Source organism: Pseudomonas sp. BN607 (assembly GCF_029871175.1).
Lineage (GTDB): Bacteria > Pseudomonadota > Gammaproteobacteria > Pseudomonadales > Pseudomonadaceae > Aquipseudomonas.
Window position 1 is genome coordinate 57,400 of sequence record NZ_SSOE01000061.1, and the last position, 24,546, is coordinate 81,945.

Here is a 24,546-nt window from a genome sequence, read left to right on the forward strand (position 1 = left end):
AAAAAGGAATGACCATGTTGCAGGTGCCTTTGCTGATAGGCGGGCGCTCGTGCCCCGCCAGTGATGGACGAACCTTTGAACGGTGCAATCCGGTCACGGGTGAGCGTGTTTCGCAGGCCGCCGCTGCCACGCTGGCCGATGCCGATGCGGCGGTTGCTGCCGCCAGTGCCGCGTTCCCTGCCTGGGCGGCGCTGGCACCGGGCGAGCGGCGCAGCCGCTTGCTGGCGGGCGCCGACCTGTTGCAGGCGCGGGCCGGCGAGTTCATGGCGGCGGCGGGCGAGACCGGGGCGATGGCCAACTGGTACGGCTTCAATGTGAAGCTGGCCGCCAACATGCTGCGTGAGGCGGCGGCCATGACCACGCAGATCACCGGTGAGGTGATCCCATCGGATGTGCCTGGCAGCTTCGCCATGGCCCTGCGCGCGCCGTGCGGCGTGGTGCTGGGTATCGCACCGTGGAACGCCCCGGTCATCCTCGCCACCCGCGCCATCGCCATGCCACTGGCGTGTGGCAACACCGTGGTGCTCAAGGCATCGGAACTCAGCCCGGCGGTGCACCGGCTGATCGGCCAGGTGCTGCACGATGCCGGCCTGGGCGACGGCGTGGTCAACGTCATCAGCAATGCCCCGGAAGACGCCCCGGCCATTGTCGAGCGGCTGATCGCCAACCCGGCAGTGCGGCGCATCAACTTCACCGGTTCCACCCATGTCGGGCGCATTGTCGGTGAGCTGGCGGCGCGGCACTTGAAACCGGCATTGCTGGAGCTGGGCGGCAAGGCGCCGCTGCTGGTCCTTGACGACGCCGACCTGGACGCCGCTGTCGAAGCGGCGGCTTTTGGCGCCTACTTCAACCAGGGGCAGATCTGCATGTCCACCGAGCGTCTGGTGGTCGATGAGCGCATTGCCGATGCCTTCGTCGACAAGCTGGCACGGAAGGTGGCCGGCCTGCGCGCCGGTGACCCGCAGGCCAGTAGCTCGGTGCTCGGCTCGCTGGTCAGCGGTGCGGCCGGGGAACGTATCAAGGGGCTGATTGACGATGCCGTGGCCAAGGGCGCTCGCCTGGTGTGCGGCGGCCAGCTGGAGGGCAGCATCCTGCAGCCGACCTTGCTCGATCACGTTGACAGCAGCATGCGCCTTTACCGCGAAGAGTCCTTTGGCCCGGTGGCGGTGGTGTTGCGGGCGGAAGGTGACGAAGCCTTGTTGCAGCTGGCCAACGATTCGGAGTTCGGCTTGTCTTCGGCCATCTTCAGCCGCGACACCAGCCGTGCCCTGGCGCTGGCCCAGCGGGTGGAGTCGGGCATCTGCCACATCAATGGGCCGACCGTACACGACGAGGCGCAGATGCCTTTCGGCGGGGTCAAGTCGAGCGGCTACGGCAGCTTTGGCAGCCGGACCGCGATCGACCAGTTCACCCAGTTGCGCTGGGTCACCCTGCAGCATGGCCCGCGGCATTACCCCATCTGAGCGACACGCGACACGCCGCCGCCGGCATCGCTGCGCGGCGGCAGGATGTACAACAAGAACAAGGAGCAACCTGCGTGAATACCGAAGCCCGCCCACGGTCCTCCGGCCCGGGCCAATGCCCGCGCTATCGCCCGGTATCGATCGGCCACCCCCAGGTGCAGGTCAGCCAGGCCGATGGCATCCTGCGCATGCAGCCGGTCGAACCCTTGGCACCCCTGCCGACGCGCCTGCTCGACCGCCTGCTGCACTGGGCGCACGTGCGTCCCGACACCACGTTCATCGCGGCGCGTGAGCCCGATGGGCGCTGGCGCGAAGTCAGCTATGCCCAAATGCTCGGGCAGGTCCGCACCATCGCCGCCAACCTGCTGGACTTTGGCCTTGGCGCCGAGCGGCCGTTGGCGCTGTTTTCCGGTAACGACATCGAGCACCTGCAGCTGGCCTTGGGCGCCATGTACGCCGGCATCCCGTACTGCCCGGTGTCGCCAGCCTACGCGTTGCTGTCGCAGGACTTCGCCAAGCTGCGGCATGTTTGCGAGGTGCTGACCCCCGGGCTGGTGTTTGCCAGCGACACCCAGCCGTTCCTGCGCGCCTTCGCTGCGGTACTGGATGAGTCGGTGCCCGTGGTAAGCGTTCACGGCCAGGCGCCTGGCCGTACCCATGTAACCTTCGCCAGCCTGCTGCAGCCGTGCGACCTGGCGGCGGCCGATGCCGCGTTTGCCGCGACCGGGCCGGACACCATCGCCAAGTTCCTCTTCACCTCAGGCTCCACCAAGTTGCCCAAGGCGGTGATCACTACCCAGCGCATGCTTTGCGCCAACCAGCAGATGCTGCTGCAAACCTTCCCGGTGTTTGCCGAAGAACCGCCCGTGCTGGTGGACTGGCTACCCTGGAACCACACGTTCGGCGGCAGCCATAACCTGGGCATCGTGCTGTACAACGGCGGCAGCTTCTACCTGGATGCTGGCAAACCCACCCCGCAGGGCTTTGGCGAAACCTTGCGCAACCTGCGTGAGATATCGCCCACGGCCTACCTCACCGTACCCAAAGGGTGGGAAGAACTGGCCAAGGCGTTGGAGCAGGATGAGCAGTTGCGCGAAGTGTTCTTCGCCCGCATCAAGCTGTTCTTCTTTGCGGCAGCCGGCCTGTCGCAAAGCGTGTGGGACCGCCTCGACCGCATCGCCGAACAGCACTGCGGCGAGCGTATCCGCATGATGGCCGGCCTGGGCATGACCGAAGCGGCGCCGTCCTGCACTTTCACCACCGGGCCGCTGTCCATGGCCGGCTACGTGGGGCTGCCGGCGCCGGGCTGCGAAGTGAAACTGGTACCCCAGGCCGGCAAGCTCGAGGCGCGCTTCCGCGGCCCGCATATCATGCCGGGCTACTGGCGCTCCCCGCAGCAAACCGCCGACGCCTTCGACGAGGAGGGTTTCTACTGCTCGGGTGACGCACTGAAGCTGGCCGATCAGGAACAGCCAGAGCAGGGCCTGATGTTCGATGGCCGTATCGCCGAAGACTTCAAGCTGTCGTCGGGGGTGTTCGTCAGTGTCGGCCCGCTGCGCAACCGCGCGGTACTGGAAGGCTCGCCTTGTGTGCAGGACATCGTGGTGGCCGCGCCCGACCGCGAGTGCCTGGGTATCCTGGTGTTCCCGCGTTTGCCCGAATGCCGCCAGCTGGCCGGGCTGCCGGCCACTGCCAGCGACGCCGAGGTGCTGGGCAATGAGGCCGTGCGCGACTGGTTCGCCGCCTGGCTGGTGCGGTTGAACCGTGAAGCCCAGGGCAACGCCAGCCGCGTCGAATGGCTGGCATTGCTTGAAGAACCACCCTCGATCGATGCCGGGGAAATCACCGACAAGGGTTCGATCAACCAGCGTGCGGTGCTGCAGCGGCGGGCTGCGCTGGTGGACGCGCTGTACCGGGGGCAAGCCCCTGGCCAGCTCCACGCGCAGGCACAGCCATGAGCCGCGGCGGGCTGTGCACTGCGTTCGATGACGCGGCCATCGTCGAGATGGTGCGCACCCCTTGGGTCGGCCTGGGTGGCGCGCTGGCGGCTGTTTCACCTGTCGACCTCGGGATCAAGGCTGGGCGCGCTGTGCTGGCGCGGGCCGGTATCGATCCGCAGACGGTGGACAGCGTGCTGTGCGGCAGCATGGCCCAGGCCAGTTTCGATGCCTACTTCCTGCCGCGCCATGTCGGGTTGTACTGCGGTGTGCCGCAGGCGGTTCCGGCACTGGCGGTACAGCGCATCTGTGGCACCGGGCTGGAACTGTTGCGCCAGGCTGGCGAACAGCTGCGCAGTGGTGTGGAGCAGGTGTTGTGCGTGGGCGCCGAGTCGATGTCGCGCAACCCGATTGCCGCTTATGAGCATCGGGGCGGCTTTCGCCTTGGCGCACCGGTCGGGTTCAAGGACTTTCTCTGGGAGGCGCTGTACGACCCGGCTGCGGGTGTGGACATGATCGCCACCGCCGACAACCTGGCCCGTGAGCATGGCTTGCAGCGCGAGGCCGTGGATGCCTGGGCCCTGCGCAGTCACCAGCGCGCCTTGCAGGCGCAGCACGCCGGTTGGTTCGATGAGGAAATCGTCAGCGTCAGCGATGAGGCCTTCGACGCCGAAGGCTTGCTGCCCCGCGCAATCGGGTTACCGCGTGGCGTGAGCGAAGTCAGCCGCGACAGCCATCCACGGCCCACCGACGCGGCGGCACTGGCCCGGCTGCGTCCCGTGCATGAAGGCGGCGTGCAAACCGCCGGCAACAGCTGTGCGGTGGTGGATGGTGCGGCGGCGGCAGTGGTGGCACGTTACTCCCGCTGTACCCGGCCACCGCTGGCACGCTTGCTGATGGCCACCGCGGTTGGCGTGCCGCCGCGGACCATGGGCATTGGCCCCGCTCCGGCTATCGAGTTGCTGTTGCAACGCAGCGGCCTGCGCCTGGACCAGATCGGCCGCTTCGAAATCAATGAGGCGCAGTCGGCGCAGATACTGGCCGTGGCCCAGGCGCTGCGGCTCGATGTGGCAAAGCTGAACGTTCACGGTGGCGCGATCGCCCTCGGTCATCCGCTGGCTGCCACGGGCCTGCGCCTGGTGCATACCCTGGCCCGGCAGCTGCGCCAGGGCAACCTGCGTCATGGCATCGCTGCCGCCTGCATCGGCGGCGGCCAAGGCATGGCGCTGCTGATCGAAAACCCCTGTTTCAGCGCTTGAATGTGAGGTGATCCATGGCCTGGAAAGCGCCATTGCCGGACATGCAATTCGTGTTGCAACACTGGCTGCGGGCCGACCAGGCCTGGCAGGCAATGCCGCCCTACGCCGAGTTCGATCTGGACCTGGCGGGGCAAGTGCTGGAAGAGGCGGCGCGTTTCAGTGAGCAAGTGCTGGCGCCGCTGAATGCCACGGGTGATCGCCAGGGCTGTCGTCTGGATGCGGGTAAAGTGCGCACCCCGGATGGCTTCCCGGCGGCCTATCGGGCGTATGTCCAGGGAGGTTGGCCGGCGCTGGCCTGTGCGCCCGATCTGGGCGGCCAAGGGTTGCCCCAGGTGCTCGACGCCGCCCTGCAAGAGATGTTGTTTGCCAGCAACCATGGTTGGGCCATGTATACCGGCATCGCTCACGGCGCCTATCTGTGCCTGAAAACCCATGCCAGCGAGCAGTTGCAGGCGCGCTTCCTGCCCGGCATCGTCAGCGGCGCAACCCTGCCCACCATGTGCCTCACCGAGCCCCAGGCCGGCAGCGACCTCGGCCTGCTGCGTTGCCGGGCCGAACCAATGGGCGACGGCCGCTATGCCGTGACCGGCAACAAGCTGTTCATCTCTGGCGGCGACCATGACCTGACCGACGATATCCTGCACCTGGTGCTGGCGCGTTTGCCGGGGGCGCCGGCCGGCAGCCGCGGTCTGTCGTTGCTGCTGGTGCCGAAAAGGCTCGAGGATGGCCAACCCAATGCCGTGTACTGCGATGGCCTGGAACACAAGCTGGGCATTCGCGGCAGCGCTACCTGCGCGCTGCGCTTCGACGGCGCCAGCGGCTGGCTGGTCGGGCAGGCCCACGGTGGCCTGGAGGCGATGTTCGTGATGATGAATTCGGCCCGCCTGCATGTCGGCCTGCAAGGGCTGGCGCATGCAGAGGCCGCCTGGCAGTACGCCCGGGACTACGCCCTGGAGCGCCGGCAGATGAACGCGCCGGGGCAACCGAAGGGCCAGGCCGACCCCATTCACCTGCACCCCGCCATGCGCCGGGTGCTGCTGGAACTGCGGGTGCGCAGCGAAGGCATGCGCGCGCTGGGCTACTGGACCGCACACTGGCTGGACATCGCTGGCACTTCTGCAGACGTCGCGGAACGGGCCAAGGCAGCGACGCTGGCGGCGCTGCTGACCCCGGTCGTCAAGGCAGCCTTCACTGAACAGGGCTTTCACCTGGCCAGCAAGGCGCTGCAGGTGTTCGGCGGCTACGGCTACACCTGCGAGTTCGCCATCGAACAAACCCTGCGCGACAGCCGCATCGCGATGATCTACGAAGGTACCAACGAGGTGCAGGCCAATGACCTGCTGCTGCGCAAAGTACTGGGTGATGGCGGTGAAGGGTTCGCCCTGCTGCTGGGCGAACTTCGCAAGGAAGAAGGTGCGGGCAGGGCGGCGGCTGCACTGCGCAGGGTCTGCGACACGCTTGCGGCTGTGCTTGCCAAGGTGATGCTGAATGCGGCGGACGACCCCGAATACCCGTACCGTGCAGCCGGTGACTTTCTCCAGCTGTGCGCCACGGCGTTGCAGGCCTACGCGTGGGCCCGCACCGAACGCTGCATTCAGGCACTGCCGGCGGATGCGCCGCAGCGGCTGACGAAGCAGGAAAGCGCCAATTTCTTCGTCAGCTACCTGCTGCCAGATCTCGACCGACAGGTAGCGGCCGTGGAGGCGGCCGCTGCACCGTTGCCCTACCTCAGCGCACCGTCCTGAAGCCTACGTGTGAAGTAGCCATGAACACCGGCTGCGGCTGCCTGGCTGACGGCCGGTAGCGCATGCACCGGTCCGCCGAGCACAGGTGCGACCCTCCCTTGATCACCGCAACCTTCACGCCCGGCTCGGCGGGGTCGAAGCTTTCGTCCACGCTTGGGCCGGGCGGATCGATAGCCACTTCGCTCTGCGGCTCGTGGCCTGGGCGGTAACCCGTGGCGGTAAGCTCCCAGACGTTGCCGCCGGCGTCGAACAGGCCGAAGCGGTTGGCCGGGAAGCAGCCCACCGGCGAGGTGCCGGTAAAGCCGTCGGTCGCCGCGTTGTGGTAGGGGAACTGGCCCTGCCAGGTATTGGCCATGAGCTTGCCCTTGGGCAGTTCTGTCGTGCCCCAGCTGAAATCCGCATCCTGCAGGCCACCGCGCATGGCGTACTCCAGCTGCGCCTCGCTGGGCAGCTTGCGCCCGGCCCAGCGAGCATAGGCCTGGGCATCCTCCAGGGCCACCTGCACGACGGGGTGGTTGCTCTGCCCGGTGACACTGCTGCCCGGGCCCTGCGGATGACGCCAATTCGCGCCAGGCACGAACTGCCAGCCAGGCTCGGGCACATCCGGCCCTTGCTGGAACACCATCGCCCCCGGCACCCGCAGGTGCTCGGGCAAGGTGGGGTCGTCGGCGACGCTGATGCCCCTCTCGGCATGGGTGAGGTAGCCGGTGGCCGCGACGAAGCGTGCGAACTGGGCATTGGTGACCGGGTGCACATCGATCCAGAAGCCCGACATGTTCGCTGGGTGGGGTGGGCCTTCTTCATCGTAGTACCGGTCTGAGCCAAAGCTGAACACACCACCCGACAACCGCACCATGCCCTCCCGCCAGGCACCCTGGCGCAGCGCCGGCAGGCCGCTGTAGCCATCGCACAGCAGCGCCGGCGCCGGGGCTTGCGGCCAGGCGCTATAGCCCACGGCGAGCAAACCGGCGGCGAGCAGTGCGCCACCGGCTATTCGGGCGATCATGGCTTGCTGGCCACGGCCTGGTTGGCCGGCTTCGCCGGGCTGGCGGGGCGGCCATCGGCATCGATCACGATGTTGCTGCGCTGCGCATAAGCCTTCCAGTCACGCAGCATATGCGCCACTTGCCCGGGGTGTGCGGCGGCGATGTCATGGTGCTCGCCAGGGTCTTTGCGCAGGTCATAAAGGCGCCAGCCCGGCATACCGTCGGTGGCATCCCACAACAGTTTCATCGAGCCCTTGCGCAGCGAGGCGCTGCCGTTGATTTCCCAGCCCAGCGCTTCGTCCTCGGCGTGGATGCGCGTGTCGTCGCCTTGCAGGTAGCTCAGGGCCGAGGTGCCCTGTGGCGGCACGATATCGCGGTCGCGGTACTTGATGCCGGGCATCGCTGCACCGGCCAGTTGCAACAGGGTCGGCATGATGTCGCGGACACTGGCCAGCTGTTCGCTGCGCCCTGGCTTGATGGTGGCCGGGTAGTAGACGAAGGCTGGCACGCGGATGCCGCCCTGGTAGGTGGTCATTTTGTAGCGGCGGCTGGGCAGGGCACTGACCTGGGCCCAGGCCGAACCGATCATCAGGAACGAATCCCGCCGGCCATAGTTTTCCAGGCGGTTGTCGAAGTGCTGTGCGATCCAGTCCGGGTCGACGCGGGTGGCGTTTTCCGGCCCGTTGTCGGACATGAACAGGATCAGCGTGTTGTCCAGTTCGCCGGTCTTGCGCAGGTGCTCTACCAGGCGTCCGACCTCGGCATCCAGCGCCGTGACCATGGCTGCGTACACCTCCATGGTGCGCGCCGACTGGCGCTTCTGCTCATCGCTCAGCGATGCCCAGCTTGGCACGCCTTCAAGCTGGGCCTGCAGCGGGAAGTCCGCCGGCACCAGGCCGGCCTTGCGTTGGCGTTCCAGGCGTTGGTGGGCGATGGCTTCATAACCTTGGTCATAGCGGCCACGGTATTGCGCCAGATACGGCTCCGGCGCCTGCAGCGGCCAGTGCGGTGCGGTATAGGCGGCGAAGGCGAAGAACGGCTTGTGGCTGGCCTTGCCCTCATCGATCGAGGCGATCAGGCGGTCGGTGAACCAGGTGCTGGAGTAGAAGTCGTCGGGCAGGTCGATAGGCTTGCCGTTGTGGCGGAACGTCGCGCTGTAGTTCGACTGCAGGTCCATGTTGGCTTGCTTGAAGTGCGCGGCGCCGCCCTCGAGCAGCACGTACGCCTGGTCAAAGCCGCGGTTCTGCGGCTGTTGCGCGGGCTGCATGCCCAGGTGCCATTTGCCGGAGATGTACGTCCGGTAGCCGGCGTCGTGCAGCAGTTCGGCCAGGGTGGCGACATTGGCGCCGAGCACACCTTCGTAGCCAGCGCGCACCTCAGACCCCGCCGGCAGGCGTTTGCGTGCCTCGGCCATCATGCCCAGCCCGGCAATGTGCGGGTCGTTGCCCGACATCAGCATGGCGCGGGTGGGGGAACAGCTGGGTGCTGCATGGAAGTCCAGCATCAGGCGGCCATCGGCCAGCAGCTTGTCCAGGTGCGGTGTGCGGATCTCGCTGCCCAGCGCCGACAGGTCGGAAAAACCGAGGTCGTCGGCAACGATCAGCAGAATGTTTGGTTGTTTAACAGTTGGCGCAGCCATGGCCTGGCTGACGCCAAGCATGAGCACGCCGAAGGCGGCAAGGGGTTTGAGGCAATTCATGTAGGTGCTCTTGTTGTTGTAATGAGTGAAAAGGCATGCACAGACGCAAGCCAGACATGCCGCAGCGCCAATACTAGCGGCCAATGGCGGCTGCTTGCCGAGGTCGGATGCAGAAGCGTTCGATCAGCGAACGCTTCCTCTCATCCACTCCTTGCAGGCACTGATTGGCTATTGACGGCAACATCGTTAACAAAAATAATCGTTAATAGAGTTATCCAATTTTATAAAAACAAGTAAAGGGAAATTCTGATGACGAGGCTGTTGAATCGGGCGTGCGTGCCCGTTGTACTGCTGTCGCTGTGCCAGTGTGCCTACGCGGCCAGCCCGCTTGAGGAAAGCCGGCCTGGCCGGCCCGGTGCCCCGCGCTGGGTCGAGGACTACCGCTTTCTCGACGACCCGGCCAAGGCCAGCGACCCGTTCGATGGGCTGCGTTACCACCGTTTGTCCGAGTCGGCCTGGCTGCAGCTGGGTGCCGAAGCCCGTTACCGTGCCGATGTGTTGAACCAGCCGTTTTTCGGCCTGCGCGGGCTCAAGGACGATTCCTACTTGCTGCAGCGGCTGCAGGCCCACGCCGACCTGCACCTGTTCGATGACGCGCTGCGCACCTTCGTCCAGGTGGAAAACACCCGGGCTTTCGGCAAGGACCTGTATTCGCCCAACGACGAAGGCCGCAACGAGGTCCGCCAGGCCTTCATAGACTTCAACCACGACTTTGCCGGCGGCCGTTACACCACGCGGGTCGGGCGCCAGGAAATGGCCTTTGGCGACCAGGTGTTCGTGACTTACCGCGACGTGCCCAACCTTCGCCTGAGCTTCGATGGCGTGCGCGCAAGCCTTAACCTCAAGGACGGGCGCAAGCTCGATGCATTCGCCGTCAGGCCGTTGAAAACCGGCGAAGACAGCTGGGATGACGGCAGCAACAATGCGGTGAAGTTCTACGGCGTCTACGGCACGTTGCCGCTGACCCCGGCCTGGGCCATGGACGTGTTCGCCTTCGGCCTGGAAACCGACGACCGCAGCCTGGCCGGTGAAACCGGCGACGAACAGCGCTACACCTACGGCACCCGCCTGTTCGGCCGTTACCAGGCGCTGGACTGGAGCTGGAACCTGGCCGGGCAGGGCGGCCACCTGGGCGGCGCCTCGATCCGCGCCTGGGCGGTATCCAGCGACAGCGGCTACACCTTCGCCCACCCTTGGCAGCCACGCCTGGGCATGCGCGTGGATGCGGCCAGCGGCGACAGCGACGCTGGCGACGGCAAGGTCGGCACCTTCGACCCGCTGTTCCCGCGCAACGGCGTTTACGGTGAGGCCAGCCTGACCACTTTGAGCAACGTCATCGTGGTCGGGCCTACCTTCGGCTTTTCGCCTTGGCGCACGGTGCGCTTCGAGCAGGGGGTACTTGAGGTGTGGAAGCAGCGCGAGGAGGACGGGGTTTACATGCCCGGCATGAGCATGCTGGCCAACACCCGTGGCACCGGGCGCCATGTCGGCACCATCTATCGCGCCAACACCCGTTGGCTGGCTACGCCCAACCTGACCCTGGACCTCGACCTCAAGTACTACGACGTGGGTGCAGCGATCAAGGACGCTGGCGGCGTGGATGCTTCGTTCGTCTCATTGCGTGCCACGTTCAGGCTTTGACATCCCGATCCATAACAACAAAAGGGGCCACACATGACTCATGCAACCTCAGTTTCAAGCAGGCCGGTGCTTACCATCGGCCTGTGTTTCCTGGTCGCCTTGCTGGAGGGGCTGGACCTGCAGGCCACCGGTGTCGCCGCACCGCACATGGCCAAGGAATTCGCGTTGACCCCGGTCATGCTGGGCTGGGTGTTCAGCGCCGGTTTGCTGGGCTTGCTACCGGGAGCATTCGTGGGCGGCTGGCTGGCCGACAGGCTGGGCCGCAAAACCATCCTGATCGTGGCAGTGCTGCTGTTTGGCGGGTTCTCGCTGGGCACGGCCCACGCTGAAAGCTACACCGCGCTGCTGATTGCACGGCTGATGACCGGCCTGGGGCTGGGCGCCGCCTTGCCAATCCTGATCGCCCTGGCCAGCGAGGCCGCACCTGAGCGGCTGCGCAGCACGGCGGTGAGCGTGACCTATTGCGGGGTGCCGCTTGGCGGCGCGATTGCGTCGGTCATCGGCATGGCCGGGCTGGGCGAAGACTGGCGAATGGTGTTCTACGTGGGCGGTATCGCCCCTATCGCCATCGCCCTGGTGCTGGCGGTATGGCTGAAGGAGTCCCAGGCGTTCAGTGCCCGGCCCGCAGCCAGCACTGCTGCCAATGGCATGTTGGCGCAGTTGTTCGGGCCGGGGCAGGCGAGCCGTACCTTGCTGCTGTGGCTGGCCTGCTTCTTCACGCTCACCGTGTTGTACATGCTGCTGAACTGGTTGCCATCGTTGTTGATCGGGCAGGGCTATAGCCGGCCGCAGGCAGGCGCGGTGCAGATCCTGTTCAACCTGGGCGGCGCGGCAGGCTCGTTCCTGACCGGGCGCATGATGGACAAAGGTTACGCGGGGCGCGCGGTCTTCATTGCTTATGCCGGGATGCTGGCTTCGCTGGCGGGCTTGGGGTTTTCGGGCAGTTTCGGCCTGATGCTGTTGGCAGGGTTCACCGCCGGCTATTGCGCCATTGGCGGGCAGCTGGTGCTGTATGCGCTGGCGCCGACGCTGTACCCGACCCAGGTGCGCGCGACCGGTGTGGGCGCTTCTGTGGCGGTTGGGCGGTTGGGGTCGATGGCCGGGCCGTTGGCCGCCGGGCAGATCCTGGCGGCGGGCGCGGGGGTGGGTGGCTTGCTGCTGGCAGCGTCACCTGGGCTGGTGGTGGCGGCGCTGGCCGCGCGGGCCTTGTTGGGTCGGCGTAGCCGCCCGGTTGCCCCGGCCGCGCACAGCGTGCGCCACGGTTCATGACGCGGGCGATGATGCGTCGTCTTGCAGCCGTTCTGGCTCAGGTGAGCACCCTCTGTTAGCCACCCCGAACGGCACATGCACCATCGGCAGATCCCCCGCAGGGGACTGCAGGTGGCTGCGCTGGTCATCGAAAAACACATGCGGCTTCAGGATCGACAGCACCCTGGGCTTTTCCATCCCGCCGAGAAAGAAGCATTCGTCCGGCGACACGCCCCAATCCTTCAGCGTGGTCACCACGCGTTCATGCGATGGCGCATTGCGCGCGGTGACAATGGCAATCCGCAGGATCCGTTTGTACGCCGGGTCCTCGGCCAGCTTACGGTCCTCCAGCGTGCGGATGAGCGAGAGCTTGCGATACAGGTCCGCCAATGGCCCGGGTGAGTGGGGGATGCCCTTGCGCGCCCGTTCGTGCTCCTGAAATTCATCCAGGTTGTTGTCGCGCTTGAACACACTCTCCGCTTCATCGTCGGCAATCACGCCATCGAAGTCGAATGCCACGCGCAGTTCGGTGTCGATCTCGTCATCGTAGATGCGCGTGGGCAGTACACGCCCGGCTGGGTAGTTGGCGTCTATGGCCTTCTGCACATCCTGTTCGTTGGCGCTGAGGAACAGTGAAGCATTGAACGCCGGGATGTATTCGTAGGGCGAGCGGCCCGACATGAACGCTGCGCGGGTGATGTCCAGCTGGTAATGATCGATCGAGCGGAACACCCGCAGGCCGGTTTCCGGCGAGTTGCGCGAGAGCAGCACCACCTCCACGGGCAGCTGGTCGGGGAAGGCCTGGTTGATGCTCAGGAAGCGGCGAATGAATGGGAACGCCACGCCTTTGGGAAATGGCACATCCAGGTTCTGCTGCTGGTGCTGACGGTAAGCCTCAACGCCCTGGGTCTGGTAGATGTCGTCGGGGACGGTCAAGTCGAACAGCGCGCTCGAGGCAACGCCGATGACCAGTTTCTGTTCGATAGGGTAGGGCATTGAACAACTCCTGAAGCTGTGCTGAAGGCAAGTGTACGCCTGCGTCACGACGAACGCCCTCAGGCCTGCCGGTCCGCCAGTTCAGCTGCGAGCCAGCGCTTCGGGGTTGGCAACGTTCTTCGGCACACCCTCGAAAAATGCCAGTACGTTGTCGAAGGCATCGCCAAAGTACAGCTCGTAGCCGTTCTTCTCTACATACCCCAGGTGCGGCGTAGCGAGCACACGGGGGTGGCGCAGTAGTGGGTGACCCGGGTCGAGCACCGGCTCCTGCTCGTACACATCCACCGCCGCGTAGCCTGGGCGCCCTGCGTCCAGGGCCTTCAGCAAGGCCCCAGGGGCTAGCAGTTCGGCGCGGCTGACATTCACCAGCAGGGCGTCGGGCTTCATCGAGGACAGGTCATCGAAAGTGACGCCGTGCCGTGTCTGTTCCGACAGGCGCAGATTCAGGCTGACGATATCCGCGTCGGCAAAAAATGCCTGGCGTGAAGGGGCTGCACGGTGGCCATCGGCTTCGGCTGCGGCGCGGCTGCTGTCGCTGCCCCACACCAGCACCGGCATGTCGAACGCCTGAGCATAGCGCGCCAGGCGTTGGCCGATCTTGCCATAACCCCAGATACCCAGTACCTGGCCCGCCAGCGCCTGGCCCAGGTTGACCTGCCACTGGCCCTGCCGGAAGGCATCGATGGCTGGCACCAGTTGCCGGCGGGCATTGAGGATCAGCGTCCAGGCCAGTTCCGCAGGCGCCACCGGCGAGCCGCGCCCCTCTGTCACGGCAATGCCGCGAGCCGTGCAGGCGGCCAGGTCGAGGTGGCTGGACACCTTGCCGGTCTGGCTGATCAGCTTGAGCCTGGGCAGGCGGTCGAGCAACGCCGCGTCGATACGCGTGCGCTCGCGGGTGAGCACCAGTGCGTCGGCCTCGGCGAAGCGCTGGGCAAGTTCGTCCAGCGTGGCAGGCTGGCACTCATGAAGCACGCTGACCTCGTGCCCGTGCAAACGGCTGAAGCAGTCGAGCGTACGAATCACGTCCTGATAATCGTCCGGGATGACAATGCGCATGGTGTTCTGGCCTTGGCGGTACGGTGAAGTAGGCAAGATAACCCAACAAGCCGTTGTCGACATGGGCCTGCATGACGCTGCTGCGCAACGTTGACCGCGCCTATCAATGATTGCGCAAATTGCCAGTCAGCTGCTCCACCAGAAAATCCACGAATACCCGTACCCGCGCCGGCATCGCCGGGCCACCGACGAACACCGCATGGATCGGTTCGCGGTCGTCAGGGTTGTACGCTTCCAGTAACGGCACCAGCCGCCCGCTGGCCAAGTCATCGGCTACGGTAAAGGTGCCGATGCGCGCCACGCCGGCACCCAGCCTGGCCAACTGCGCCAGGGCTTCGCCGCTGCTGCATTCGATGTTGCCGGTCACCTTCAACCAAAACACCTGCCCGTCGCGACGGAATGGCCAATCGGGCGCTGCCCGGCGGAAGTTGAAGCGCAAGCAGTTGTGCCTGGCCAGGTCCTCCGGCACCTGTGGCGTACCACAGCGCTCCAGGTACTCAGGCGAGGCCACAACCACCTGGCCGGTTTCGCCAATGGCGCGGGCACTCAGCGAGCTGTCTGGCAGCCGGCCGAAGCGCAACGCCACGTCGGCCTGGCCGCCGAGAATGTCGGCCACCTCGTCGCTGAGGCTAAGGTCGACCAGCACCTGCGGGTAACGGGCGCTGAACGCGGCCAGCAGTGGCACCACGGTCTGCCTGGCATGGCCCAGCGCCGCGCTGACCCGCAAACGCCCGCGGGGCACGCCCTGGTCGGTGACGGCCTGTTCCACTTCCTGCATGTCCGCCAGCACCCGCCGCGCCCCGAGCAGGTACGCCTCACCCTCGGGCGTGAGCGTGATCGCCCGGGTAGTCCGCAACAGCAGGCGGGTGCCCAGGCGCTGCTCGGTGCGCGCGAGGATACGGCTGACTGCGGAGGGCGTGAGGCCCAGCGCCCGAGCGGCGGCAGACAGGCTGCCCTCCTGCGCCACCCTGGCAAAAACCTCCATCTCTCCGGATCTTCCACTGACGTCCATTTGTGCCTCGTGAGCAAAGGTGATTGGCAAAAAGGCAGTCTAGTGCGCTTGGAGCGCAGATCGTAGCATTTGCAGCATAGATAAGGAGCTTGCCATGCGTATCAATCCCCCCCTGGTCGCACTCGCCATCGGTGCCTTCGGCATCGGTGTCACCGAGTTCGCCCCCATGGGCATGTTGCCCAGTATCGCCACCGACCTTGGCGTATCCATCCCTGCCGCCGGGCTGCTGGTCAGTGCCTATGCCCTCGGCGTGCTGATCGGCGCACCGCTGATGACCTTGGCCACGGTGAAAATCCCGCGGCGTTACCTGCTGATCGGGCTGATGGCCATCTTCACCTTGGGTAACCTGATGTCTGCCCTGGCCAGCGACTACACCAGCCTGCTGGTGGCGCGCGTGGTCACTTCGCTCAACCACGGCGCCTTCTTTGGCATCGGTTCGATCGTTGCGGCCAGTGTGGTTCCGCCCGAAAAGCGCGCCGGGGCGGTGGCGGCGATGTTCATGGGCCTGACCCTGGCCACCATCGGCGGCGTACCGCTGGCGACCTGGTTTGGTGAAATGCTGGGCTGGCGCACGGCGTTCTGGGGCATTGCCGGGCTTGGCCTGATAGCGATGACCACGCTCTGGTACGCCCTGCCCAATGTGCCGTCGCCCAAAGGCGACGGGGCCATGGCCGAAATCCGCGTGCTCGGTCGCGGGCCGGTGCTGGCGGCGTTGCTACTGACCGTGGTGGGGTCGAGCGCGATGTTCACAGTGTTCACCTACATTGCGCCGATCCTGCAGAGTGAGGCCACTGCATCCACCGCCTTCGTCACAGCCATGCTGGTGTTGTTCGGTGTCGGGCTGACCTTGGGCAACGTGTGGGGCGGCAAGGCGGCAGACCGCTCGATCGATCGCACCTTGATCCTGTCCTTGGCGGTGCTGATTGCCGTGCTGCTCGTGTTCCCGCTGGTATTGGACTGGCCGCTGCCGACGGCATTGGCGATCCTGGTTTGGGGCGCCGCCAGCTTTGCCCTGGTTCCGCCGTTGCAGATGCGGGTGATGGAAGCGGCCAAGGACGCACCCAACCTGGCATCGGCGGTGAACATTGGCGCGTTCAACCTGGGTAATGCAATTGGCGCGGCACTCGGGGGCGCGGTGATCAATGCTGGGTTGGGCTACCCGGCGATTTCCCTGGCAGGGGCGGCGATGGCGGCGGTCGGGTTACTGCTGGTACTGCTGTTTGCCTGGCGCGGGCGGGTCGGCGCGGCGCCGGGCCAAGTGGCGGCGTAACGGAACGGAATGGCCGTGGTAGTTTTGCCCGCCATCGCGACGCAAGGCCGCTCGCACAGGGTAAGCGATCGGCTTTGCGTCACACGTCCAGGTGTTACGGCGTACCGTTGCGGCCATGCAGGTGATAGGCCGGGCGCTCGCTCAGGCGTTCGTAGTAATCCCGCACGGCCGGCAACTGCGGGTGCTCGAAAGGCGTTTCGAACCAGCGGTTTACCGACAGGCCGATCGGGATGTCGGCCAGGGTGAACTGGCTACCCGCCACGTAGGCACCGGTGCGGGCTAGCTGGTGGTCAAGGATGTGCATGTAGTGCGACCAGTCCGCGCAACCGGCGGCCAGAGCCTGCGGGTCTTGGTGAGCGGGCGAGTGCCTGACCAGGGACATGAAGGCGTAGCTCCAGGAACGGTTCAGGTCCGTGGCCTGCCAGTCGATCCACTGGTCGATCCTCGCCCGCGCCTGCGCCTCCTCGGGGTAAAAAGCCGTGGCGCCATAGCGGTTGGCCAGGTAGCGGATGATGCTGTTGGACTCCCACAGGGTAAAGTCGCCATCCTGAATGACGGGGACCATGGCGTTGGGGTTCAGCGCCAGGAATTCGGCGCTGTCGGTCGGCTGGAAGCCTGCGCCCCAGTCTTCACGCTCGAACGCTACCTCGAATTCCGCGCACGCCCACAGGACTTTACGCACGTTGATGGAAGAGGCTCTGCCCAGAATCCGTAGCATGGTGTTCGTCCTGAAGTGGGGTGATTGATCGTCCGCCCCGCCAGCCGTTTTGGCAACCCCGATGTCGAACCGGTGCAAATGCGGCCGCAGCTGCCCATGCTTGCCTGGGGGCCTCGAACTTGGCACCCTTGGGCAGATTTAATCGTCTGCACACGACAGAAGGAAGTACGCATTGAGCTGGGACAAGGTGGGGAAGCTTCTGGTCGCCGTGCTGATCGGCCTGATGGTCCTGTTGGCTGCTTACGCGTTATTCAGGGGCAACCCGCGCCTGGAGGCGTCACTGACCTATGCCTATCTCACCTACCCCAGCCAGTTCAGCGAGCGTATCAGCAAGGCGAGCGAGCAACTCAAGTACGAGCAGTTGCAGGGGAGAATCAACAGTATCGGCCAGGGTGCGCTGAGCTCCGATCAGGTCGAGCGGTTGATCGAGATGGCCCAGGCACCTTATGCCCAGTTGTTCGCCAAGCCGTTCGAGGCCGGGCTGGTTGACCACCGTACCGGCTTGCTCGTCGAACTGCACAACACGGGTGACGCCCAGGTACGCGAGGTAAAAATCCGCCTGCCGGCCAAGGGCCTGGTGCAGGTGCGCGATGCTGCCGGCAACGACACGCTGCTGGAGAACGCCACCGCGCTGGTCGATATTCCGGCGATCGAGCCGGGGGGCAGGTGCAAGGTGTGGGTGTACTTCGATGCCGACTACTCGCAGATCCGCCAGGGCGGGGTCGGCATCAGCCATGCCGATGGGGTGGCCGATGTGCAGGTGTACCACGAGGTCATCGGTTTTCCGGCCACGGTCGCCCGCTACAGTCGTGAACTGATGGTGCTGCTGGGCGTGCTGGCTTTCAGCGTGCTTGGCTTGAGCTATGCCTGCCTGGCACGGCGTAACCCACGCTAAAAGCCGCTCTCATCGCGGCACGAGGCTGCGCCTACATGCCGCGCGCCTCTTGCAGTGCCAGGCTCCGACGCAGCTGTTCGAGCAGCGCCACACGTAGCGCCTGCGGCGCCTGCACGCGGATCGAGCCGGCATGCGATAGCAGCCAGCCCATCAGCGCCCGGTTGTCATCGACGGTAGCTACCAAGGCGGCGCCACCGCTGGCGTGCGGCGTGAGTTGCATGTCTGCGGACAATGGCGCTTGTTTCAGGCGGCTGGCAAGGGCGTCATCGACCCAGGCGTGCAGTTCAACCGGTGCCGGTGGCGTCAGCACGTCCGGCTGCAGCTGCTGCGCTTCGCCCAGGCTCAGGCCCGGCTGCCAGTACCAGCCGTAAGGCATGCCTTTGGTGTTGCATTGCAGTGGGAACAGCGCGGCGAGCTCGACCAAATCGCGCTCGACGGTCCGTTTGCTGGTGGTATGACCCACCGTTGTAAGGGCCGCCTGCAGCTGGGTAGAGCTCATGCCTGGGTGGCGACCCGGCAGCAGTTTGAGCAACTGCCACTGGCGGGCGATGGTATGGCGGGTAGGGTGGCTGGGCAAAGGCTTCGTCCTTGAAGGCAGGCGCCGGGCCTGCCTGAGTGATGGCGTTTAGCTATCGCTCAGCATACCTTGCCAGCGAATGGGATCCAAGGTTTCGTATCAGGTCGCCCTGTAACCGGTGCTGGCCAGGCTGACCACTTTGTAACAGGCCGATGCCGTGACCAGGGTTTTATCATTACCGTCCCTGAGCTCACCTTTGGCGTAGCAATAAGCGCCACGACGCCTGTACATCCTGGCAATGCCCATGATGTTCCCGGGTGAGGCGGGGCGAACAAAGGTGGTTGCCAGTTTCACTGTCAGTGCAATTTCGTGGGTGTCCAACGTTGCATAGACGGCAGGGCCAAGGCAGTCGTCGAGCATCGCTGTCAGCATCCCGCCCTGGATTTTGCCCAATGGGTTGGTCAACGATTCCGATGCATCGAACTGTACTTTGACTTCGCGCGTTGCCAGTTCATGGCTGATGAAGTTCCAGCCGAGCAAGCGTGCGGCGTTAGGCCGTGGCACCAAACCCGCGACGATTTGCCAGAAGAGGTTGTCTTTCATGTGCTTCACTCCCGTGTCAGGCACCAGCCCGGGCCAACAGCCCGAACAGAAAACCCAGCCAACAAAGCATCATGGCTAGCCAGCTGGCCATGACCGGTGGTGAGCCGTTGCTACGGCGTTTTACCTGGCCAGCCACCGCGATGATCGGGGTGATCGCCAGCAGGCAGTACCCCTGTAACAACACCAGCAATTGCAGCGGAACGCGTAGCACAACCACTTGGTGAAGCAGCAGCAGCCCCGCGCAGGCGATGGCCAGCCAACCCCAGCCGACCAGGCGTAGCAGGGCTAACAACAGCAATTGCAAGGGGGCATCCAAGGTGTGCCAGGGGCGTTCGATTGCCGCCGCGTGGTAGGGCATGATTTGCGAGCGGGTCGCATAGATAAGCGCAAAAGCGGCGATGATGAGCAGTGCAGTGCCATAGCTTGCCAGATGCAACAAGATCAACCAGTCCATTGAGGGGACCCTCTTGATTACCTGGCCCGATAGTGGGCTACGTCATGTTGGAGTGGCTACTGGCAGAAATGACGGGTGGCGCAGTGATGGCGCTTGATCCACGCGCGCCTGTAGTGCCTCGATGAACACCGCTTCCGCTCGACTGAAGCGCTGCTCCCTGTTCCACAGCAGGTGAATATCCACATCGGCAATGCCTTCCTGTGGCGGCAGCTTCCACAGCAATCCTGCTGCAACATCCGGTGCCACCACATGTTCGGGCAAGCAGCCGATACCGAACCCGGCAACCACCAGCCGGCGCACTTCCTCCAGGCTGGGCGACGACGCCACGATGCGCCCGGCAAAGCCCTGCTGGTCGCGGAAAATGGTCAACGGCGACAGCATGCCGCCAATCTGGTCGCTGGTAAAACTGACGAAGTTCTCGCGCTGCAAGTCGCCTTCTGCCTGGCCGAACAGGGCATGGTGCTTGCCACAGAAAAACGCATAGCGCTGGCGCAGGAACAGCCGTTGCTCCAGCCGTGATTGTGCACGCCGGTTGAGGCTGAGGCCGGCGGTTGCGGTTTTTTCTTGCAGGGCGGCGACGATGTCGGAGCTGCGCATCACGTCGATTTCCAGATCGACCCTTGGGTGCTGGCGGTGAAAGTCGGCGAGGAAGCTGTCGAAGGGGTCGCTGACGATGCGGCTGATCATCAGCAGCCGCACCTTGCCTACCAGTTCGTCCGCCGGTTGCTCCAGCAAATTGCCGATTTGCGACATCTGCCCATACACCTCACCGGCCAGCTGGAACAGTTGTTCGCCCATTTCGGTCAGCACGAAGCGCGGCCCACGGCGGGCGATGAGCTGGCGACCGAGTTGTTCTTCCAGGCGTTTGAGTGCCTGGCTTACTGCCGGTTGGGTGATGTGCAGGCGGGCGGCGGCACGGCTGATGGACAGCTCCTGGCCGATGACCCGGAAGGTGCGCAGCAAATTCCAGTCGAGGCGGTCGTTGAGCAGGCGGTCGGACATGGCAGGGCTCTATGATAAGCATGGCTAATAGTTCGCATAATAAATAGAAAATTGACTAATCATAGCCCCGGGCCGATAAATCCCAGGCATTGAGGCCAGCACCGAACCAGCAGGCCAAGCGCCAGCAGAGCGCTACCGTGACCCATCAACTCCTGCCAGAACAACAAGCAAAGGAGCCCCCCATGAAGCCCACCGCTTCTGCCCAGCCGCGCCGTGCCGCCGCTGCCGCATTCATCGGCACCATGATCGAGTGGTACGACTTTTATATCTACGCCACCGCCGCCGCGCTGGTGTTCGGCGCGCTGTTCTTCCCCTCCGACGATAGCCTGTTCAGCACCATGGCTGCGTTTGGCACCTTCGCCGTAGGCTTCTTCGCCCGGCCGTTGGGTGGCATCGTCTTCGGCCATGTGGGCGACCGTATCGGTCGCAAGAAATCGCTGGTCATCACCCTGCTGATGATGGGTATCGTCACCGTGTGCATCGGCTTGCTGCCGACCTATGCACAGATCGGCGCCACCGCGCCGGTGCTGCTGATTTTACTGCGCATCGTTCAGGGCATTGCCGTGGGCGGCGAGTGGGGTGGGGCGGTGCTGATGGCCGGTGAGCATGCGCCCAAGGGGCGGCGCAACTTCTTCGCTTCGTTCGCCCAGCTGGGTAGCCCAGCGGGCCTGATCCTCTCGCTCCTGGCCTTCGGTGCGGTTACCCGCCTGCCTGAAGAGCAACTGATGAGCTGGGGTTGGCGTGTGCCGTTCCTGGCCAGCGCCTTGCTGTTGCTGGTGGGCCTGGCCATTCGCCTCGGGGTGAATGAGTCGCCCGAGTTCATCGCCAGCCGCGAACAGGCGGAAAAGGCCCGGCGCAAGGAGCAGGCGCCCGTGTTCCAAGTGCTGCGCACTGCCTGGCGCCCGCTGTTGCTGTGCATCGGTGCCAATACCCTGGGCATTGCCGGGGTCTACTTCACCAATACGTTCATGATCAGTTACACCACTCAGCAGTTGCACCTGGAGCGCTCGCTGATCCTGGAGTGCCTGTTCTTCGTGGCGATCATCCAGTTTTGCGTGCAGCCGCTGGCCGCTTGGCTGTCGGAAAAGATCGGCGCCACCCGTTTCCTGGCCCTGGTCGCGCTGCTGGCGATGGCCTCGCCATACCCGATGTTCGTGCTGGTCACCTCGGGCCAGGGCCCGCTGATCGTGCTCGGCATTGCGCTGGCGGCAGCGTGCATGGCCTCGTTCTATGCGGTGATCGCTGGCTACGTCAGCGGCATGTTCGAAACCCGCGTCCGCTACACCGCCATTTCGCTGGCCTACCAGATCTGCGGTGCCATTGCCGGCGGCCTGACCCCGTTGATCGGCACTTGGCTGGCCCATTCCTTCACTGGGCAATGGTGGCCAATGGCAGTGTTCTACACCCTGATCGCCGCCGTCTCGTTGGTCTGCGTGCTCGCCCTGGCGCGCCAGCACGCCCGTAGCCAGCACTTGGAACTTGCCTGATCGAACCGTTTCATTCTGGAGTACCGCACATGTTGAAAAGCAATGGCGAGCGCCTGTGGGCGAGCCTCATGGCCATGGCCGAAATCGGCGCGACCGCCCGCGGCGGCAGCTGCCGCCTGGCCCTCAGCGACGAGGACAAGGCCGGCCGTGAACTGTTCAGCCACTGGTGCCGCGAAGCTGGCCTGACGCTGACCGTGGATGCCATCGGCAACCTGTTCGCCCGACGCCCTGGCATTGACCCGGATGCCGCGCCGGTAATGATCGGCAGCCACCTCGATACCCAACCCGAAGGCGGGCGTTTCGATGGTGTCTACGGCGTGCTGGCTGGGCTTGAGGTGGTGCGCCGCCTCAACGACTTGAATATCCAGACGCGTAAACCACTGGAAGTCGCCGTATGGACCAACGAGGAGGGTGCGCGTTTCACCCCGGCCATGTTCGGCTCGGCAGTGTTCACCGGCACTCTGGCACTGGAAGAAGCGCTGGCCATCCGTGATGCCGATGGCATCAGCGTCGCTGATGAGCTGCAACGTACCGGGTACGCCGGCCAGCGCCCGCTGGGCGCCCCTGTGGATGCCTATTTCGAAGCGCACATCGAACAAGGCCCGATCCTTGAAGATAACGCCAAGGCCATTGGCGTGGTCAAGGGTGGCCAGGCCATTCGCTGGCTGGATGTGACCGTCGAGGGCATGGCGGCGCACGCGGGTACCACGCCAATGCCGCTACGCAAGGATGCCTTGTACGGTGCGGCGCGGATGATCCAGGTGGTTGAGCAACTGGCCTCGGACTTTGCCCCGGAAGGCCTGACTACGGTGGGCGAACTGTCCATCGCCAAGTCTTCGCGCAACACCATTCCCGGCCTGCTGCAGTTCACGGTCGACCTGCGCCACCACCGTGATGAAGCCATCGAGGCGATGGAGCGTGAGCTGGCCCTGAAGCTTCAAGCCATTGCTAGCCAGCGCGGTTTGCAGGTACGTATCCAACGCCACTGGGCCAGCCCTGCCACCCCCTTTGACGCTGACTGCGTGGCGGCCGTGCAGCAGGCGGTGGATGGCCTCGGCTATGCCCAGCAGACCATCGTCAGCGGCGCGGGCCATGACGCCATTTTACTGGCCCGTTACTGCCCGACGGCGATGGTGTTCATCCCCTGCATCGGCGGCCTGAGCCACAACGAAGCCGAGGATGTATGGCCCGACGATGCCCGCCAAGGGGCCGATGTATTGCTTAACGCCGTGCTGGCCCGTGCCGGCCTTGTCGCACACCCAGGAGAAGCCTGATGCGTTGTTACTTCCACCCCGCACAACTGCTGCATCACCCGCGTAGCTACTACTCGCGCGGCGCCATGCGTACCCCGCAGGAAGTCCCCGAGCGCGCCCTGCGGCTGTTGCAGGCGGCCCAAAACCTGGGTTTTGACATCCTTGAACCGGAGGATGCCGGCCTGGAACCGCTCAAGGCGGTGCATGGTGAGGCGTATCTGGCCTTTCTCGAAGAAGCCCATGCGCGCTGGAAAGAAGTGCCCGAGGACTGGGGCGATGAGGTCATGTCCAACATTTTCGTGCGTGAGCCCAACGCTCTGCGCGGCATCCTCGCCCAGGCTGGCCGCTACCTGGCAGACGGTAGCTGCCCGGTGGGCGAACACACCTGGCACTCGGCCTATTGGTCGGCGCAAAGCGCGGTTGCCGCGGCCAAGGCCATCCTCGACGGCGAGCCCGCCGCCTATGCGCTGTGCCGGCCGCCGGGGCACCATGCGCGGTTCGATGCCGCTGGCGGCTTCTGCTACATCAACAACGCCGCTGTCGCCGCCCAGGCCCTGCGCAGCCGTTACAGCCGTGTAGCGATCCTCGACACCGACATGCACCATGGCCAAGGGATTCAGGAGATCTTCTACCATCGCCGGGATGTGCTGTATGTGTCGACCCATGGCGACCCGACCAACTTCTACCCAGGCGTGGCCGGGTTCGCGGACGAGCGTGGCAGTGGTGAGGGGGAGGGGTACAACCTCAACCTGCCGATGGCGCATGGGGCGAGCGAGGCGGACTTCATGGTGCAACTGGAGGTTGCCCTGGCGGCAGTGAAGGACTTTGGTGCCGAGGTACTGGTGCTGTCGCTGGGGTTCGATATCTTCGAACTGGACCCGCAGAGCAAGGTGGCTGTGACCACTGAAGGGTTCGCTGCGCTGGGTGAGCGAATTCGCGCGTTGCGCTTGCCTTGCCTGATTGTCCAAGAGGGGGGCTACCACCTGGAGAGCCTGGAGGTGAATGCGCAGGCGTTCTTTGCTGAACAGGCGGACTGGCGATAAGTGCTAGAGGCCGGCATCTATGGTTTGGCTGCCGGTCTTAAGGATGTCCCCGGTCATACACCCGCGAAGAATCCAGCATGTTGGATGGCACGGGCTTCGCCCGTGTTCGCGGGACAAGCCCGCTCCCACAGGGATTGCGCTAGATTCCGGAAATTGAGCAAGCCAGTTGTTCCCAAGGTACTGCATCAGCCTCAAGCCAGCGGGGGTACCTGTGGGAGCGGGCTTGCCCCGCGAAGCATCCAACACGGTGCATGGCACGGGC

At 65.0% G+C, this 24,546-nt stretch carries 21 protein-coding genes; 11 read left to right on the top strand and 10 right to left on the bottom strand.

All coding sequences use genetic code 11. The features are described 5' to 3' along the window. Nucleotides 1–14 precede the first annotated feature (14 nt). From E8E68_RS18270 to E8E68_RS18285, 4 genes are all read left to right on the top strand, one after another. A complete protein-coding gene (locus tag E8E68_RS18270) occupies nucleotides 15–1,463 on the top strand; it encodes an aldehyde dehydrogenase (protein ID WP_280343507.1) in 1,449 nt (482 codons plus the stop codon). A 74-nt stretch (nucleotides 1,464–1,537) separates the two neighbouring features. Beyond that, nucleotides 1,538–3,421: a feruloyl-CoA synthase gene (locus E8E68_RS18275; protein WP_280343510.1), complete on the top strand. Its 1,884-nt coding sequence runs from the start codon at nucleotides 1,538–1,540 to the stop codon at nucleotides 3,419–3,421. After that, nucleotides 3,418–4,659, top strand: a complete 1,242-nt coding sequence (locus E8E68_RS18280; RefSeq protein ID WP_280343513.1) for a thiolase family protein — start codon at nucleotides 3,418–3,420, stop codon at nucleotides 4,657–4,659. The genes E8E68_RS18275 and E8E68_RS18280 overlap by 4 nt, the downstream gene beginning before the upstream one ends. 14 nt (nucleotides 4,660–4,673) lie before the next feature. Continuing rightward, nucleotides 4,674–6,404 carry an acyl-CoA dehydrogenase family protein gene (locus tag E8E68_RS18285; protein WP_280343516.1) on the top strand — a complete coding sequence of 577 codons (1,731 nt, stop codon included), beginning with the start codon at nucleotides 4,674–4,676 and terminating at the stop codon, nucleotides 6,402–6,404. Here E8E68_RS18285 and E8E68_RS18290 read toward each other — a convergent pair. Further along, on the bottom strand, nucleotides 6,388–7,410 hold the full coding sequence (locus E8E68_RS18290) for a formylglycine-generating enzyme family protein (RefSeq protein ID WP_280343518.1): 1,023 nt from the start codon (nucleotides 7,408–7,410) through the stop codon (nucleotides 6,388–6,390). The genes E8E68_RS18285 and E8E68_RS18290 overlap by 17 nt on opposite strands. Beyond that, entirely contained in the window at nucleotides 7,407–9,089 is a 1,683-nt protein-coding gene (locus tag E8E68_RS18295) for an arylsulfatase (RefSeq protein WP_280343521.1), read from the bottom strand. The genes E8E68_RS18290 and E8E68_RS18295 overlap by 4 nt, the downstream gene beginning before the upstream one ends. Nucleotides 9,090–9,338: 249 nt before the next feature. Between E8E68_RS18295 and E8E68_RS18300 the strand changes: the two genes are divergently transcribed. Both E8E68_RS18300 and mhpT read left to right on the top strand, forming a co-directional pair. Then, nucleotides 9,339–10,730, top strand: coding sequence for an alginate export family protein (locus tag E8E68_RS18300; RefSeq protein ID WP_280343523.1), 1,392 nt, complete (start codon nucleotides 9,339–9,341; stop codon nucleotides 10,728–10,730). Between the two features lie 33 nt (nucleotides 10,731–10,763). Continuing rightward, on the top strand, nucleotides 10,764–11,999 hold the full coding sequence (gene mhpT, locus E8E68_RS18305; protein ID WP_266030065.1) for a 3-(3-hydroxy-phenyl)propionate transporter MhpT: 1,236 nt from the start codon (nucleotides 10,764–10,766) through the stop codon (nucleotides 11,997–11,999). Here mhpT and E8E68_RS18310 read toward each other — a convergent pair. The 3 genes from E8E68_RS18310 to E8E68_RS18320 form a co-directional block, all read right to left on the bottom strand. Next, nucleotides 11,994–12,974, bottom strand: a complete 981-nt coding sequence (locus E8E68_RS18310) for a 5'-nucleotidase (protein WP_280343526.1) — start codon at nucleotides 12,972–12,974, stop codon at nucleotides 11,994–11,996. The genes mhpT and E8E68_RS18310 overlap by 6 nt on opposite strands. Before the next feature lie 81 nt (nucleotides 12,975–13,055). Beyond that, nucleotides 13,056–14,030 (bottom strand): D-2-hydroxyacid dehydrogenase family protein, encoded by a 975-nt coding sequence (locus E8E68_RS18315; RefSeq protein WP_280343529.1) that lies wholly within the window; start codon nucleotides 14,028–14,030, stop codon nucleotides 13,056–13,058. Nucleotides 14,031–14,133: 103 nt separating this feature from the next. Then, on the bottom strand, nucleotides 14,134–15,042 hold the full coding sequence (locus E8E68_RS18320; protein WP_266030070.1) for a LysR family transcriptional regulator: 909 nt from the start codon (nucleotides 15,040–15,042) through the stop codon (nucleotides 14,134–14,136). A gap of 94 nt (nucleotides 15,043–15,136) precedes the next feature. Here E8E68_RS18320 and E8E68_RS18325 point away from each other — a divergent pair, with 94 nt between their 5' ends. Further along, nucleotides 15,137–16,312 carry an MFS transporter gene (locus E8E68_RS18325; protein ID WP_266030072.1) on the top strand — a complete coding sequence of 392 codons (1,176 nt, stop codon included), beginning with the start codon at nucleotides 15,137–15,139 and terminating at the stop codon, nucleotides 16,310–16,312. A 94-nt stretch (nucleotides 16,313–16,406) separates the two neighbouring features. On the opposite strand, the gene E8E68_RS18330 is transcribed toward E8E68_RS18325, so the two are convergent. Then, on the bottom strand, nucleotides 16,407–17,030 hold the full coding sequence (locus tag E8E68_RS18330) for a glutathione S-transferase (RefSeq protein ID WP_266030074.1): 624 nt from the start codon (nucleotides 17,028–17,030) through the stop codon (nucleotides 16,407–16,409). A gap of 172 nt (nucleotides 17,031–17,202) precedes the next feature. On the opposite strand from E8E68_RS18330, the gene E8E68_RS18335 reads away from it, so the two are divergent. Then, nucleotides 17,203–17,925 (top strand): hypothetical protein, encoded by a 723-nt coding sequence (locus E8E68_RS18335; protein WP_266030075.1) that lies wholly within the window; start codon nucleotides 17,203–17,205, stop codon nucleotides 17,923–17,925. Between the two features lie 31 nt (nucleotides 17,926–17,956). Here the strand turns inward: E8E68_RS18335 and E8E68_RS18340 are convergent, their stop codons facing one another. From E8E68_RS18340 to E8E68_RS18355, 4 genes are all read right to left on the bottom strand, one after another. Continuing rightward, a complete protein-coding gene (locus E8E68_RS18340; RefSeq protein ID WP_266030077.1) occupies nucleotides 17,957–18,502 on the bottom strand; it encodes a WYL domain-containing protein in 546 nt (181 codons plus the stop codon). Nucleotides 18,503–18,601: 99 nt separating this feature from the next. Next, complete coding sequence (locus E8E68_RS18345; RefSeq protein ID WP_266030078.1) at nucleotides 18,602–19,045, bottom strand: PaaI family thioesterase; 444 nt, start codon at nucleotides 19,043–19,045, stop codon at nucleotides 18,602–18,604. A gap of 16 nt (nucleotides 19,046–19,061) precedes the next feature. Further along, nucleotides 19,062–19,499, bottom strand: a complete 438-nt coding sequence (locus E8E68_RS18350) for a hypothetical protein (RefSeq protein WP_266030079.1) — start codon at nucleotides 19,497–19,499, stop codon at nucleotides 19,062–19,064. 42 nt (nucleotides 19,500–19,541) lie between these two features. Further along, a complete protein-coding gene (locus tag E8E68_RS18355) occupies nucleotides 19,542–20,501 on the bottom strand; it encodes a LysR family transcriptional regulator (RefSeq protein ID WP_266030081.1) in 960 nt (319 codons plus the stop codon). Between the two features lie 182 nt (nucleotides 20,502–20,683). On the opposite strand from E8E68_RS18355, the gene E8E68_RS18360 reads away from it, so the two are divergent. Genes E8E68_RS18360 through E8E68_RS18370 form a run of 3 tightly spaced genes read left to right on the top strand, consistent with a single transcriptional unit; the run spans nucleotide 20,684 to nucleotide 24,284 of the window. Next, on the top strand, nucleotides 20,684–21,988 hold the full coding sequence (locus E8E68_RS18360) for an MFS transporter (RefSeq protein ID WP_280343538.1): 1,305 nt from the start codon (nucleotides 20,684–20,686) through the stop codon (nucleotides 21,986–21,988). 29 nt (nucleotides 21,989–22,017) lie between these two features. Further along, nucleotides 22,018–23,262 (top strand): Zn-dependent hydrolase, encoded by a 1,245-nt coding sequence (locus E8E68_RS18365; RefSeq protein WP_266030085.1) that lies wholly within the window; start codon nucleotides 22,018–22,020, stop codon nucleotides 23,260–23,262. Continuing rightward, nucleotides 23,262–24,284: a histone deacetylase family protein gene (locus E8E68_RS18370; RefSeq protein ID WP_280343542.1), complete on the top strand. Its 1,023-nt coding sequence runs from the start codon at nucleotides 23,262–23,264 to the stop codon at nucleotides 24,282–24,284. The genes E8E68_RS18365 and E8E68_RS18370 overlap by 1 nt, the downstream gene beginning before the upstream one ends. Nucleotides 24,285–24,546: the final 262 nt, after the last annotated feature.